Annotated in this window: 9 protein-coding genes; 8 read left to right on the plus strand and 1 reads right to left on the minus strand. The window is 46.5% G+C overall.

Annotated features, from left to right (window positions below; translation table 11 throughout):
* The first annotated feature begins 26 nt into the window (after window positions 1–26).
* From V6668_RS10815 to V6668_RS10845, 7 genes are all read left to right on the plus strand, one after another.
* Window positions 27–1,466, plus strand: a complete 1,440-nt coding sequence (locus V6668_RS10815; RefSeq protein ID WP_074094504.1) for an NAD-dependent malic enzyme — start codon at window positions 27–29, stop codon at window positions 1,464–1,466.
* Window position 1,467: 1 nt separating this feature from the next.
* Window positions 1,468–2,190 carry an HD domain-containing protein gene (locus V6668_RS10820; protein ID WP_083656915.1) on the plus strand — a complete coding sequence of 241 codons (723 nt, stop codon included), beginning with the start codon at window positions 1,468–1,470 and terminating at the stop codon, window positions 2,188–2,190.
* Window positions 2,191–2,490: 300 nt separating this feature from the next.
* Entirely contained in the window at window positions 2,491–3,558 is a 1,068-nt protein-coding gene (locus V6668_RS10825) for an FUSC family protein (RefSeq protein ID WP_338708385.1), read from the plus strand.
* Between the two features lie 288 nt (window positions 3,559–3,846).
* The gene (locus V6668_RS10830; protein ID WP_338708386.1) at window positions 3,847–4,338 is read left to right on the plus strand and encodes a pyridoxamine 5'-phosphate oxidase family protein; all 492 of its coding nucleotides are present in this window, start codon (window positions 3,847–3,849) and stop codon (window positions 4,336–4,338) included.
* 244 nt (window positions 4,339–4,582) lie between these two features.
* A complete protein-coding gene (gene helD, locus V6668_RS10835; protein ID WP_338708387.1) occupies window positions 4,583–6,958 on the plus strand; it encodes an RNA polymerase recycling motor HelD in 2,376 nt (791 codons plus the stop codon).
* Between the two features lie 310 nt (window positions 6,959–7,268).
* A complete protein-coding gene (locus V6668_RS10840; RefSeq protein WP_338708388.1) occupies window positions 7,269–9,128 on the plus strand; it encodes an adenine deaminase in 1,860 nt (619 codons plus the stop codon).
* A 385-nt stretch (window positions 9,129–9,513) separates the two neighbouring features.
* A complete protein-coding gene (locus V6668_RS10845) occupies window positions 9,514–10,434 on the plus strand; it encodes a hypothetical protein (protein WP_338708389.1) in 921 nt (306 codons plus the stop codon).
* Between the two features lie 166 nt (window positions 10,435–10,600).
* Here V6668_RS10845 and V6668_RS10850 read toward each other — a convergent pair whose 3' ends face one another.
* Window positions 10,601–11,521 (minus strand): AraC family transcriptional regulator, encoded by a 921-nt coding sequence (locus tag V6668_RS10850; RefSeq protein ID WP_338708391.1) that lies wholly within the window; start codon window positions 11,519–11,521, stop codon window positions 10,601–10,603.
* A gap of 172 nt (window positions 11,522–11,693) precedes the next feature.
* Here V6668_RS10850 and yicI point away from each other — a divergent pair, with 172 nt between their 5' ends.
* Window positions 11,694–14,012, plus strand: a complete 2,319-nt coding sequence (gene yicI, locus V6668_RS10855) for an alpha-xylosidase (RefSeq protein ID WP_338708392.1) — start codon at window positions 11,694–11,696, stop codon at window positions 14,010–14,012.
* The last annotated feature ends 40 nt before the right edge of the window (window positions 14,013–14,052 follow it).

Below are 14,052 nucleotides of genomic sequence, written 5' to 3' on the forward strand. Positions count from 1 at the left end.
AGACTTTCAGTCTGGGAGGAATGGAAATGAATCAAAGGAATCTGGATGGTAACAGCATTATTATTCGACTGGAAATGACAACTAAGGATATCAAGTTTGGCGAAGTGGCTTCGGCCATCTCGGAAGCTGGGGGAGACATCATTGCCATCGACGTGATTTCCACCAATCAGGATGTAAGCGTGCGCGACTTGACGGTCGCAGTTACAGATGCACAAGATAACAGTAAAATTATAGAAGGGGTGCGCCAGCTCAAAGGTGTATCCATTATTAACGTATCGGATCGGACGTTCCTGCTTCATCTGGGCGGTAAGATCGAAGTAACACCAAAGACCCCGATTCAAAACCGGGAAGATCTGTCACGTGTGTACACTCCGGATGTGGCTCGTGTATGTTCAGCCATTTCAGAAGAACCTGGCAAAGCCTTCTCATTGACAATTAAACGGAATACAGTGGCCGTCGTATCTGATGGCAGTGCGGTACTTGGACTGGGCAACATTGGTCCCCGTGCAGCGATGCCTGTCATGGAAGGTAAAGCGATGTTATTCAAACAGTTTGCTGGTGTGGATGCTTTCCCAATCTGCCTGGACACACAGGATACTGAGGAAATCATACGTACTGTGAAAGCGATATCACCTGGTTTTGGCGGCATTAATCTGGAGGATATCTCGTCACCGCGTTGTTTCGAAATTGAGCGTCGTCTGAATGAGGAATTGGACATTCCTGTATTTCATGATGACCAGCATGGCACAGCGGTTGTGTTATATGCTGGTCTGATCAATGCGCTCAAACTGGTGGGCAAGTCCATTGAAGATGTGAAGATTGTGGTCTGTGGCATCGGTGCAGCAGGTGTAGCATGCAGCAATATATTATTGTCCGCGGGAGCCAGTCGGCTTATAGGTGTCGATCGTGAGGGTGCAATTGTACGGACACAAACCTATGAGAATGAAGTCTGGAGTGATTATGCAGCTCGTACTAATCCCGAACTGGAGACTGGCTCGCTGCGTGATGTCATTCGTGGAGCCGATGTGTTCATTGGCCTGTCCCGCGGGAATCTGTTAACTCGCGAAGATGTGCAGACCATGGCAGAAGATCCAATCGTGTTTGCAATGGCAAACCCGGTACCTGAGATTATGCCTGCCTTGGTGGAAGACATTGTGGCTGTAATGGCAACAGGCCGATCCGATTATCCGAATCAGATCAACAACGTGTTATGTTTCCCGGGTATCTTCAGAGCAGTTTTGGATTGCCGTGCTACTGAAATTAATGAAGAAATGAAGCTGGCAGCCGCGCAAGCGATTGCTTCGGCCATTACGGACGAAGAGCGTACACGTTATTACATTATTCCGAGTGTGTTCAATGATAAAGTAGTCAAATCGATGCGCAGTCGCGTAATTGAAGCAGCTATTAAGACGGGTGTAGCTCGACGTATTCCTCGTGAACAGGCCCGTGAAGGCGGGGAATCGTAAGATGTCAGAGAACCCTCTTCAACCTGGTGGGAATCTGCAAGAATTAGGGCACATGCATAATATAGATGGAATAACGGCAGGAGAGGCTGTTCTGCGCGCCGCCCGATCCTTTGTTCAAGGGGACTCATCCAAGCATAGTGATGGTCATGACTGGCCGCACATTGAACGGGTAACCGCACTTGCGGTTGAACTCGCTCACCGTATGGGTGCAGATCCATTTGTCTGCGAACTGGCTGCATTATTACATGATGTACCGGATGAGAAGCTGAATGAGAGCTTGGAAGCCGGGATGGCCAAACTGAATGACTGGCTGGATACCCAGCCTCTTGACCCGGATATACGTAATAAGGTTGTGGGTATTATTAGCACCATCTCATATGCGGGAGGACAGCGTCCTGCGGTTAGCTCGCTTGAAGCACAGGTTGTACAGGATGCGGATCGACTGGATGCATTGGGTGCGATTGGGATCGCGCGAACCTTTGCCTTTTCAGGCGCCAGAGGGCGCGAGATGTACGATCCGTCCCTTCCCCCACGGGAGCAGATGACCCGTGAGGAATATCGCAATGGGCGCAGCACAACGATAAATCACTTTTACGAGAAGTTGTTCAAGCTCAAGGATCTGATGAATACCTCCTATGGCAAGGAGCTGGCGGAGCAGCGTCATGATTATATGGTGCAGTTTGTGGACCAGTTCAAAAGAGAATGGGAGGGCACGGACCGTTAGGCAGGCATAATAAGCATGAGCATTCCACAGAGGTTTCATAAGTAATAGAGGCGAATCTTTAAAGTGGTGAAAATCCATTTTGAAGATTTGCTTCTTTTTGGGTTAATAATGTGTATTAACATACATAAAGAAATCAATTTCACAGTACCTCTGACTTATGACATGGCAACGGAAGACCTTACATGGTACAATAAATCGTTCTCCTGAATGAATTCAGGCAAAAAAAGAAATATGGGGTAATAATGAACATGATTATCAAATGTAAAATTTCAGGTTCGGTAAAGAGGAGGGGTCATCACCATGTCGTTTGGTGCGCGTGTACTTAAGACGGGGATCGCGGTCACGCTTGCCTTGTACCTAAGCAGCCTGTTCTTGAACCCGCAATCTCCCGTGCCTGCCGCAATCGCGGCTATATTCGCCATGCAGCCTTCCATCTATCGTTCCTGGAAATACTTCCTGGATCAATTGCAAACGACCACGCTGGGAGCTATTGTCGCCCTGGTGGGGGGCATGGTGTTGTCCAATGAGCCAATCGCCGTTGGATTAATTATTGTACTTGTCATCATGATCTGTCTTAAATTGAATATGGGTGAGACGGTTGGCCTGACACTGGTCACGGTTGTATCCATTATGGAAGCCTCGGGTGATTGGCATTTTGCACTCAATCGTTTTCTGTTGACATTGGTTGGTATTGTATCGGCGTTTCTCATCAACATTACGGTATTTCCTCCGAAACCGAAGGTTCAGTTCGTGAAGCAGATCCATAGTGTATTCAGCGGTATGTCGTTGCTTCTGCGAACTTCGATCTCAGATGAGATCAAGGAAGTTGTATTCCGGGAGGAGAAAAGCAACCTGGGCGGTTCCATTAAGTCTTTGTCCGACAAGTATAACTTGTTCGAAGAGGAACAGAAAAAGATGAAACGTTCGAAATTCAGCGAAACTCGTCAGATGGTGGTCTACAAACAAATGCTGCTGAGTTTGCAAAAAGGGTATGAGGTGCTGGATTCGGTGGAACGCCACTATTTCCAGGCACCGCGGACAACGGCCATGGATCAGTTTTTTGACTCACATCTTGAACTGGTTATCAAATTCCATGAGCATGCACTGCTCAAGTTCGAGGATAAGCTGAAGCCTAATGGGGAAGAGGCCGCACAGTTTGTATTGGATAATGACCGTTTCATGGAGCAGGCGATCACCCGGTTTGATATCGACAAGGAAGGGATGTTACGATTGTCCATCGTGGCTGCTGCCATTTATGATTATGGATATCAGTTGGAACGTCTAAATCGACTTGCCGAACATGTGCATAGCGCCAGTGAAGACAAAGAATCACAGGACAAAATTTTGAATTGGCTTAAGTGGCCTTAAATTCAAGTTCAAAAAGTCTGGTTTTCAGTACCAAGAAGATGGAATGAAGATAGAAATGGAGTAGCGGAGCGTAGGAAAACTACGTGAGCAACGGACATTTCGGCTAAATTTCATATTCGATGCTGATGATGCCGTTAGGCATGATTCGTAATCAAAAGTAGACTTTTTGAACAACCTTTCTAAGTGCGAATTGCGTACCTGCTTGGCGATCATATACAATGTAGTTACAACATAGCCCGGACAATCGTGTCCGGGTTGTTTTGTCATACATACGGCTGAAGGGCATGAATGAACATTAACGAACTGAGGGATAGAGACATGATTATAGAGGAATTAGACACTGAACTAATGGAATGGTTGAGTGGGACAAATCTGGAGCATAAACAGCATGAAGCCATGCAACTGCTAACTGTATCTGAGGATCAGTGGCCGCATCAGGCGATGATCAGTATGGGGGAAGTGATTGCGATAAATCCGCATCAGCTTAGACTTGCTTTATGGCCAGGTACACAGACCAGTATGAACATGAGCAAAACAGGCAAGGCTACCTTGATTGCGGTTCAAGGACATCGATTGTTGCATATCCGTACAGAAGTAGAACGGCTGCCTGAGATGAAGGGGGCTGTCCATCCGAGAGATCGTTTTGAAGCACAAGTGCTCCAGGTACGTGTGGATCACGCGCCATATGCGGAGATCACTTCAGGAATAACCTTTCAATTAAAAGATGAACTTGGAGCAATTACACGCTGGAAAGAGACGATTGAAGAATTACGAAAGTAGGCAGGAGTAGCTAAGTCAGTTGAGGACCCGGTGATTGGGTAATAATGAAGAAGAAAACAACAAAAAACGCCTCCGCTTGCATCGGGACGTTGTCACTGGTACAATAAAAAATGGTTTTCAGAAAATTAGAACTAATTAACATATAATTAAAATGTTTACTTTCTAATAATTATACCATTGCCTTTTCGGGCTTGTCAAATGGGATTTTGAGGACACAATCCGGGGAAAGAGGGGCTATTAACATATGAGTACAGATCAGCAATGGATTAAGGAACAACAACGGGTCAACACCGTGACCGATCAGATTGAACGCAAGATCACAACGCTGGAAGATGAAGTTGGTTCCTTCCGTGACGAAGTAGTTGGCATGAGAAAAGACTTCTGGGACGAAGTCACGATGAACTTTAGCGAAGCGGATGATGTCGGGGAGACTTCAACCAGCATGCGGCAGCAGTCACAGGTATTGTCCGATCGGGAGCGTAGCCATCTCAATACAGCAGCTGCGTTGGATAAAATGAAACGACTGCATCATTCACCGTATTTTGGGCGCATTGATTTCAAAGAAGATGGATATGCAAATGCAGAACGCATTTATCTCGGCATTGCATCGTTGCTGGATGAGAAGGAAGAATCTTTTCTGGTCTACGACTGGCGTGCGCCAATCTCCAACCTGTATTATGACGGAGCACCGGGTCCAATCACGTATCATACACCCAGTGGGGAGATCAGCGGTGATATAGAGATGAAGCGACAGTTTGTCATTCGGGATGGTCGTATCCGGTTTATGTTTGACACAGGGGTCACGATTGGTGATGAGTTGTTGCAGGCCGTGCTCAGTCGAACTTCGGATGCACAGATGAAGAGTATTGTAGCGACCATTCAGAAGGAGCAAAACCGGATTATCCGTAATGACCGGACACGTATGCTCATTGTGCAAGGCGCAGCCGGCAGTGGCAAAACATCCGCGGCGCTCCAGCGTGTGGCATATCTTCTCTATAAATACCGCGAGCATCTGCAAGCGGATCAGATGGTTCTTTTTTCACCAAATCCAATGTTCAACAGTTATGTATCCACGGTACTGCCTGAGCTTGGGGAGGAAAACATGTTGCAAACGACCTTCCAGGAGTATCTGGAGCGCCGTTTGGGTCGTGAATATCAACTGGAAGATCCGTTTATTCAACTCGAATATGTACTTACGGGGACGGAAGATCCCGATTACGATGTTCGGATGTCCAGCATTCGCTTCAAGTCGTCCGAAACGTTCCTCAAGGTTATTACACGTTATAAGGAAAGTATGTTGTCAGGTGGCATGAAATTCAAGCCGGTTCGCTTCCAGGGCCGAGCGATTGTCACGTCAGAGGCTATGGCTGAGAAATTCTACAGCTTCGAGTCATCCGTTAAGCTGGTGAGTCGACTGGAGATGTTACGGGACTGGATGCTGAAAGAACTGTCTGCCTTTGGTAAAGGTGAACTGGATGCGCCTTGGGTTGATCAGCAGCTTGATCTGATGGAGCCGGAGGATCTGCAACGTGCGTATCAACGGTTGAAGCGCAAGCAAAAAGGAAAGACCCATACGTTTAATGACTTCGAGCAGGAAAGAGGGATTCTGGCACGTATGGTGGTCAGTGACCGACTCAAACCGTTGCGAAAATGGATTAAGTCCTTACGATTCGTTGATATAAGACAATTATATGCACATCTATTCAACGATCAGGCTCAGATGGAGCGATTGCTGGGTGACGAAGTGCTACCTGCTCAATGGGATGAAATCTGTAAGATGACTTTACGCAGATTGAAGCTTCAGGAGTTGGCATATGAAGATATTACGCCATACTTGTACTTGCGTGAGCTTATGCTTGGATTCCATATTAACTCGAATATTCGTCATGTCATTATTGATGAAGCCCAGGATTATTCCGCGTTTCAGTTGGCATTTATGAAGAGATTGTTCCCACGGGCGAAAATAACAGCACTTGGTGACTTTAATCAGGCAATCTATGCCCACTCTTCAGTACTTAGTGGAACAGGACCTTTGACTAACCTGTACGGACCAGACAACACGGAAGTCATTGAGCTGACCAGAAGTTATCGATCTACCCGGGAGATCGTGGAGTTTACACGTGGCATGGTGCCTGGTGGGGAAGAGATTATTCCATTTAACCGCAGCGGTGAGAAACCTAAAGTGATCGTTTCTTCTGATTCAGAGCGTCATATGAATGTCATCACGACAGACCTCAAGCACTTGATTAAGGAAGGGTACGAATCGGTTGCAGTTATCTGCAAAACCGCCGAAGAGAGCAGAGACGTACATGCTACATTGAGTAAGGCGCTGCCCACAGCACCGAAGTTAATCAAAAAAACGACGCTGGCTTTTGAGCAGGGTGTTCATGTCATCCCAGCGTATCTGGCCAAAGGTGTGGAATTCGATGCAGTCCTGATCTATGACGGCTCTGCGGAGCAGTATGCTCAGGAGCATGAACGCAAGTTGTTCTATACGGCTTGCACACGAGCGATGCATCTGCTGCACGTTTACTGCGTGGGCACACCAAGTCCGTTCATTACCGCCCAGTCGGAAGAACAGTATGATCTTGGCAAGGTGTCTACTGCGCAAGTGGACTGACATAACACTTCATATGCATGAAGAAGGCTTCCGTTCAATGGAACGGGAGTTTTTCTGTATATGATACATATATCGGGAAGAAGCTAGCTTAGCGAGGGAATTATACGTGATGAGGTTACAGCCATATAAGTGATCGTATTGATAAAAATACCTAACGTGAATTCGTAAGGATTGGGTCCCGTGGATAAAAATGACTTGATAATTTGTATTCAAGGACAATGGATGTGATTTTTCTTTACACATGAGGTCCGGAATCATATAATCGTAACAATATATTTTTTTTGGATCGTTTATTAAAGGAGGCAACAAAATGAACAAACCATCTTTTGAACGGCCACTTATGGCCGATTGTGTACCTGATCTGGTCGCTACAGCACGGGGAGATTTGCCAGCGACTTTGGTCATTCGGGGAGGTACGCTGGTAAACGTGATATCGGGTGAGATTTTGCCTGAGATGTCCATAGCTGTACAGGGAGCTCGAATCGCTTATGTCGGTAAAGATGTAAGCCACACCATCGGAGAACATACCCGGATCATTGAAGCAAACGGTAAGTATATCGCTCCTGGTCTGCTGGATGGACACTGCCATATCGAAAGTACACAGATGAAAGTAACCGAGTTTGCGAGAGCGGTATTGCCTTCGGGCACGACCGGAGGTTTCTTTGACCCACATGAGATCTCCAACGTGCTTGGTCTGAAAGGTCTGAGACTAATGCTGGATGAAGCACGGACCACACCGATGGCAGCTTATATGCAGGTGGCTTCCTGTGTCCCTTCCACGCATCCAGGATTGGAGACAACAGGTGCTTATATCGGACCTGAAGAGGTAGCTGAGGCTCTTTCCTGGGGGCCGGACATGATTGGTCTTGGTGAAGTGATGAACTTCCCTGGGGTGGTCTATGGGGATGAGACGATGATAGGTGAGATACAGGCGACCCTCCGGGCAGGTAAAGTGGCAGACGGTCATTTCACTTGGGCTGCAGATGACTGGCGTCTGCCAGCCTATGCAGCGAGTGGCGTTACAGGGGATCATGAATGTGTGACCAAGGAAGATGTGGTTGAACGTCTGCGACTCGGAATGTACGCGAAGATGCGCCAAGGTTCGGCATGGCATGATGTGGCTGAGACGATCAAAGCCTGCACTGAGCTTGGTCTGGATACACGCCGGATGATGCTGGTGACTGATGATCGAAGTTCTGAATCCTTGCTCAAAGAAGGGCATATGGATTTTGTTGTTCGTCTCGCAATCTCCCAAGGGGTGAAGCCGGTTACGGCTTTCCAGATGGCAACCATTAACACGGCTGAGCGCTTTGGTGTTGCGCGCGACATTGGTGCGGTCATTCCGGGCAATATAGCCGATATTATTCTGCTGGACGGTCGGTTGGCGGATGTACGTGTAGGCATGACGATTGCTGCCGGGCAAGTTGTAGCGGAGAATGGGAAAATGACGGCGGTCTGGGACAGCTTCACCTACCCGGAGGAAGCGCTGAACACGGTGAAGTTAGAAGCTAATATTCAGCCAGAAGATCTGGAATTGGCTGCACCGATTGTAGAGGGGATCATTGGTGCCAAAATCATTCATGTGACAGAGAACCATGTGGATACAAAGGAGAAACACCTGCCTGTTACCGTAGAGAACGGCAAGGTTGTGGTTTCAACTTCAGGGGAAGTATGCAAAATTGCGGTATTGGAGCGTCACAAACAAACCGGGAATCGAGCGGTAGCGCTTGTAGGAGGCATCGGCTTCACATCACCTGCAGCGATTGCGATGACGGTTGCTCATGATAGTCACAACCTGTTGATTATCGGTAATGATGATGCGCTAATGGCTGAAGCCGGTAATCGCGTCATTCGTATGCAGGGCGGGGTGGCCGTGGTAACGGCAGCAGGGGTAACCGAATTCCCGCTGCGGATTGCAGGTTTGATGTCAACCGAGCCATTCGAAGTCGTTGCAGCCCAATCGGCAGCAATCAGTGAAGCTTTACAGTCCGCAGGATGTACGTTGAATAATGCGTTCATGACGCTTTCGTTGCTCGCGCTGGTTGTGATTCCAGAATTACGTTTGTCCGACAAGGGGCTTGTGCGGATCTCGGCAGAAGGTATTGAACTGGTGTCTCTTTTCGATGAAGTGGTTGACAATACACCGGTAGCTCCATCGGGTAATGAATGAACGGAAATGTCGACTAGACATCATTAAATAGGGTTCCATATAAAGCCGCCTTAGGGCGGTTTTTTTGTGCGTTTCTGGAGAAAACGCTTTCTAGGTCTTCTGGAGCTTGGTGTACATATGGCAATAATGACTGAAGTCATGCTGGAATAAGGATTGAATTTGAAAATAATAAATAATTGTGACTTTTGAACTATACATACAGAACTACGAATTCCCGAAATATAGTTATATGATTCTTTCGTCGTAAGTCTTAAAGATGATATTGCATATAAAAGCAATCCGAATTCGTCGTACCTAATAAGTATCCATTAAATGAATATGAAACGACACAATTTCATCCAGATTTGCACGTCAGAGCTGATAACTTCAGAGGGAGTGTACAAATATGAAAAGCAAAAGGGGTTACCGTTTTATCTTATTACTGAGTTGTTTGATCTTGTGTGCGAGCACAGCCTGTTCTTCGAAAGCCGTTGCCATTGGTTCTGTGGATAGTTATGAAACGATTCATGGTAACCTTGATGTGCCGGTAAGAGCGACGTGGGTGTGGGACACAACCCAGATTCGAAGCAATCCTCAAGAGGTGTTAAATTACGCTACAGCGAATAAGATCAATACGATCTATCTGCAGATGAACCGGGATGTAAAAATTCCTGATTATAAAAGTTTTATCCGTCAGGCCAGAGCCAAGAACATTGCGGTTGACGTCATGGATGGAAGATCAGCGTGGGGGTTGACGGAAAGTCGGGAGCAGATTGCATCTTTCCTGGACTGGATCGAGACATATCAGGCGCAGGCGTTGTCCAATGAGAAATTTGCTGGTATTCATCTGGATATTGAGCCACATGTGCACCCACAGTGGAAAATCAATCAGGCCAGTGTGATTACGCAGTGGCAAGGCAATGTGGAGTACATTGTTGAGCGAGCATCACGGATGAAGATGCCAGTAGCGGCTGATCTGCCTTTCTGGCTTGATAACTACAAGATTCCGGGTTCCACGATGGCCGTAAGCAGTTGGATGATTCGCAAGTTTGATTCCATCACCATTATGGCTTACCGCGATACAGCTGCTGCAATCTATAGTGTAGCGAAGGATGAACTTGCGGAAGCAGCTCTGCTTGGCAAGACGATCTCAATCGCCGTGGAAACAAAGCAAAGCAAGGAAGGCGACTTCATTACTTTTTATGAAGAGGGATCTGTTTATATGGAAGCACAATTAAAGTTGGTCGAAAAAATGGCTTCAGTACATGCGTCCTTTAACGGTTTCTCCGTACATGAGTACACTTCATGGAAGACGCTGAAAAAGTAAGACACTGTTAGCTTCAAAGCATAAGGCTGATAGTAGCACATGAAATGAGTTCTAACCTGAGACAATGTGGCTCAGATCAGATCGTTACCTCACTCGTTCCCAGGAAAGTTGATAAAGTAGATAAAGAAGGTGTTTGCAGCTGAATAGCTGTGAGCACCTTCTTCTTTTACACCTGTACCAGGGCAGACTCCATTCCTACGTTCTCATAGAACATTTTGCGATACTGTGAAGGTGTAGTGGCTTTATGCTTTTTAAATGTAGTGATGAAGTAGCTTAGATGCTCAAAACCCACATCCATGGCGATATCAACAATTTTGTGATCCGTATTCTCAAGCTGAACGCAGGCCTGCTGAACACGGTAATAGTTAATGTAATCAACCGGGGTTTTCTGCACCATCTGTTTGAAGAAACGACAGAAGTGTCCTTCACTCATATTGGCCTCATCGGCCAGTTCTTTCAGCTTTAATGGTTCAGGATACCGTTTGTGAATATAACTGAGCACGGATTTCAGGCGCTCTACCTTGTCATGACTCCCTGTAGCCACAGTGCCTTTGAGCGGAGCAGGTCTCATATGTTCGAACATTCGGGCAAATATGAGGTACAGGTACGCTTTTGTTGACATTTCACACGTTTCGGTTCGGGTAGCATGGTCTGCAAATATGCGTTTCAGGAGATCCAGAATTTCTTGTCCCCAGTTCTCATCTGCCTTGATATGACTGGGGGGAATCACCGTTTTGCGTACCAGTGGACCGATGAATTTCTCTTGGACCGTATCGAAGGTACGGCTGCCAAGCAGCTCGGGATTAAATACAATGGAAGAGAATACGCAGGGCACATCGCCCTTCAGATACCCCGCATGAATCTCGCCTCGATTGATGAAGATCGCTTCTCCAGCTTGAACCTCAACAGTGTTCATATCGATCTGAAAGACGGCGCAGCCCTTGGTCACCATGGTGAACTCCATCTCATCATGCCAATGGCAATCCAGAATGCTATCCCCGTTCAGTTGTTGAATATCCGGGTACACACTGACGGGATACATGGCATTGCCGTGAATCCGGTCTTCCCGTAATCGTTCACGTTCCATATCAGATTCTCCTTTTGTATCATTATTAATGTAATCGTTTCCATAGATTGGTGATGATATTCAAGAATCGGGTAGTTATTATCAAAATCGTGATATATTTGGTCAAAATAAGAGAAGAAATTCGTTATTAATATCAATATTATTATAATATAACCAAAGGGGGAAAGAAAACATGAAATTTACTGATGGATTCTGGATGACTCGTGAAGGGTACCAGATTCAAAACCCGACTGACATTCGTGATATTGTGCAAAAAGAGAATTCTGTGACCGTATATGCGGCAACTAAATATATTCGTTCCAAAGGCGACACGTTGAACGGTACATTGCTGAAAGCAACGTACAGCTCACCAATGCCTAACGTTATTCGTGTAACCTTGAATCACCATAAGGGCGGCGTGAAAAAAGGGCCTGTATTTGAGCTTAACACACAAGAAGCCAACGTTGAGATCTCAAAAAATGAACAAGGTGCTGTTTTGAAAAGCGGCAATCTGGAAGTTCAAATCGACAAAACAAACGGTTGGGATATTAGCTTCCTGTATGGAGGAAAACGGATTACAGGTAGCGGTCAAAGAGCTGCTGGTTATATTACAGGTCCAAGCAAGGAAGCGTACTTCCGGGAACAACTTGATCTCGGTATTGGTGAATACGTTTACGGACTCGGTGAGCGCTTCACACCGTTTGTTAAGAATGGCCAAATCGTCGATACCTGGAATGAGGACGGCGGTACAAGCAGTGAGCAGTCCTATAAAAACATTCCGTTCTACCTGTCCAATAAAGGATATGGCGTATTTGTAAACCATCCTGAACGCGTATCATATGAGATTGCATCCGAGAATGTATCTAAAGTTCAGTTCAGCGTAGAAGGCGAGACGTTGGAGTACTTCATTATCGGTGGTGACAATCCTAAGGATGTACTTGATAATTATACGAAATTAACAGGTAAACCAGCGCTTCCACCGGCATGGACTTTTGGTCTGTGGCTGACAACATCATTCACAACGGATTATGATGAAGCAACGGTTAACCATTTCGTAGATGGCATGGCTGAACGTGATCTTCCGCTGTCTGTATTCCATTTTGACTGCTTCTGGATGAAGGAATACCAATGGTCTGATTTTGTATGGGATGAAGCGATGTTCCCGGATCCGGAAGGCATGCTTGCACGTCTGAAAGAAAAGGGCCTTAAAATCTGTGCTTGGATTAATCCATATATTGCAGAAAAGTCCTACTTGTTCGATGAAGGTATGGAGAACGGTTATCTGGTGAAAACAGCCGATGGTAGCGTATGGCAATGGGATATGTGGCAAGCAGGCATGGCTCTGGTTGATTTCACAAATCCGGATGCTGTGAACTGGTATAAGAGCAAGCTGGAAGTCCTGCTGGATCAAGGTGTAGATTCCTTCAAGACCGACTTTGGCGAAAGAATTCCGACAGATGTTGTGTACTTCGATGGTTCTGATCCGGTTAAAATGCACAACTATTATACACAGCTCTATAACAAAGCTGTATTTGAATTGCTCGAAGAGAAGATTGGAAAAAACGAAGCTGCCCTGTTTGCACGTTCTGCAACAGCAGGTGGGCAACAGTTCCCGGTTCACTGGGGCGGTGACTGTTCTTCCACGTATGAATCCATGGCTGAATCGCTTCGCGGTGGCCTCTCACTGGGACTTTCCGGTTTCGGATTCTGGAGCCATGATATCAGTGGTTTTGAAAGCACAGCGAGCCCTGACGTATACAAACGCTGGGTACAATTCGGACTGTTATCTTCACACAGTCGCCTGCACGGAAGCACTTCCTATCGTGTGCCTTGGCTGTTTGACGAGGAATCCGTGGACGTTGTTCGTGACTTTACCAAACTCAAAATCAGCCTGATGCCGTACCTGTACAATTCTGCGGTTGAGTCAACGGTAAAAGGTATTCCGATGATGCGCGCTATGCTGCTGGACTTCCCAGAGGACCCAACAACATACAACCTGGATACGCAATATATGTTTGGTGACTCGATTCTGGTGGCTCCAATCTTCAACAAGGAAGGTGATGTGCGTTATTACCTGCCTGAAGGAACTTGGACGAACTATCTGACAGGAGCGAAAGTACAAGGTGGACGCTGGATCAGTGAAAACCATGACTTTAAAACACTACCAATGATGATTAAGCCAAACAGTCTGATCGCTGTGGGTGCGGTGGATAGCAAACCGGATTATGACTTTGCAAATGATGTGTCCCTGCACTTGTTCGAACTGGCTGATGGTCAAACGGCTCAAGCGGTTGTTGTGAACCAAGCAGCTGAACAGGAGCTGACAGTTAACGTTACACGTAATGGATCAGTGCTGGATGTTCGTGCTGAAGGTGCGGGCAAACCTTGGAACATCGTACTTCGCGGTATTGAAAGTGTATCCAGCGTTGAAGGTGGTTCCCAAGTGTCTGGTGCAAATGGTGTTGTTGTTACAGCAGCAACAGGCGCAAGCGCGCTTACAATCCAACTGTAACATGATATAGTAAAAGAAAAGGACGGTGCCGAAAGGTGCC

It is taken from the genome of Paenibacillus amylolyticus, assembly GCF_036894225.1.
GTDB lineage: Bacteria > Bacillota > Bacilli > Paenibacillales > Paenibacillaceae > Paenibacillus > Paenibacillus amylolyticus.

Excerpts from the sequence above, each read along its gene's own strand:
- V6668_RS10815 (WP_074094504.1), top strand. The coding sequence starts at position 27 with ATGAATCAAAGGAATCTGGATGGTAACAGCATTATTATTCGACTGGAA.
- V6668_RS10820 (WP_083656915.1), top strand. The coding sequence starts at position 1,468 with ATGTCAGAGAACCCTCTTCAACCTGGTGGGAATCTGCAAGAATTAGGG.
- V6668_RS10825 (WP_338708385.1), top strand. The coding sequence starts at position 2,491 with ATGTCGTTTGGTGCGCGTGTACTTAAGACGGGGATCGCGGTCACGCTT.
- V6668_RS10830 (WP_338708386.1), top strand. The coding sequence starts at position 3,847 with ATGAACATTAACGAACTGAGGGATAGAGACATGATTATAGAGGAATTA.
- helD (WP_338708387.1), top strand. The coding sequence starts at position 4,583 with ATGAGTACAGATCAGCAATGGATTAAGGAACAACAACGGGTCAACACC.
- V6668_RS10840 (WP_338708388.1), top strand. The coding sequence starts at position 7,269 with ATGAACAAACCATCTTTTGAACGGCCACTTATGGCCGATTGTGTACCT.
- V6668_RS10845 (WP_338708389.1), top strand. The coding sequence starts at position 9,514 with ATGAAAAGCAAAAGGGGTTACCGTTTTATCTTATTACTGAGTTGTTTG.
- V6668_RS10850 (WP_338708391.1), bottom strand. The coding sequence starts at position 11,521 with ATGGAACGTGAACGATTACGGGAAGACCGGATTCACGGCAATGCCATG.
- yicI (WP_338708392.1), top strand. The coding sequence starts at position 11,694 with ATGAAATTTACTGATGGATTCTGGATGACTCGTGAAGGGTACCAGATT.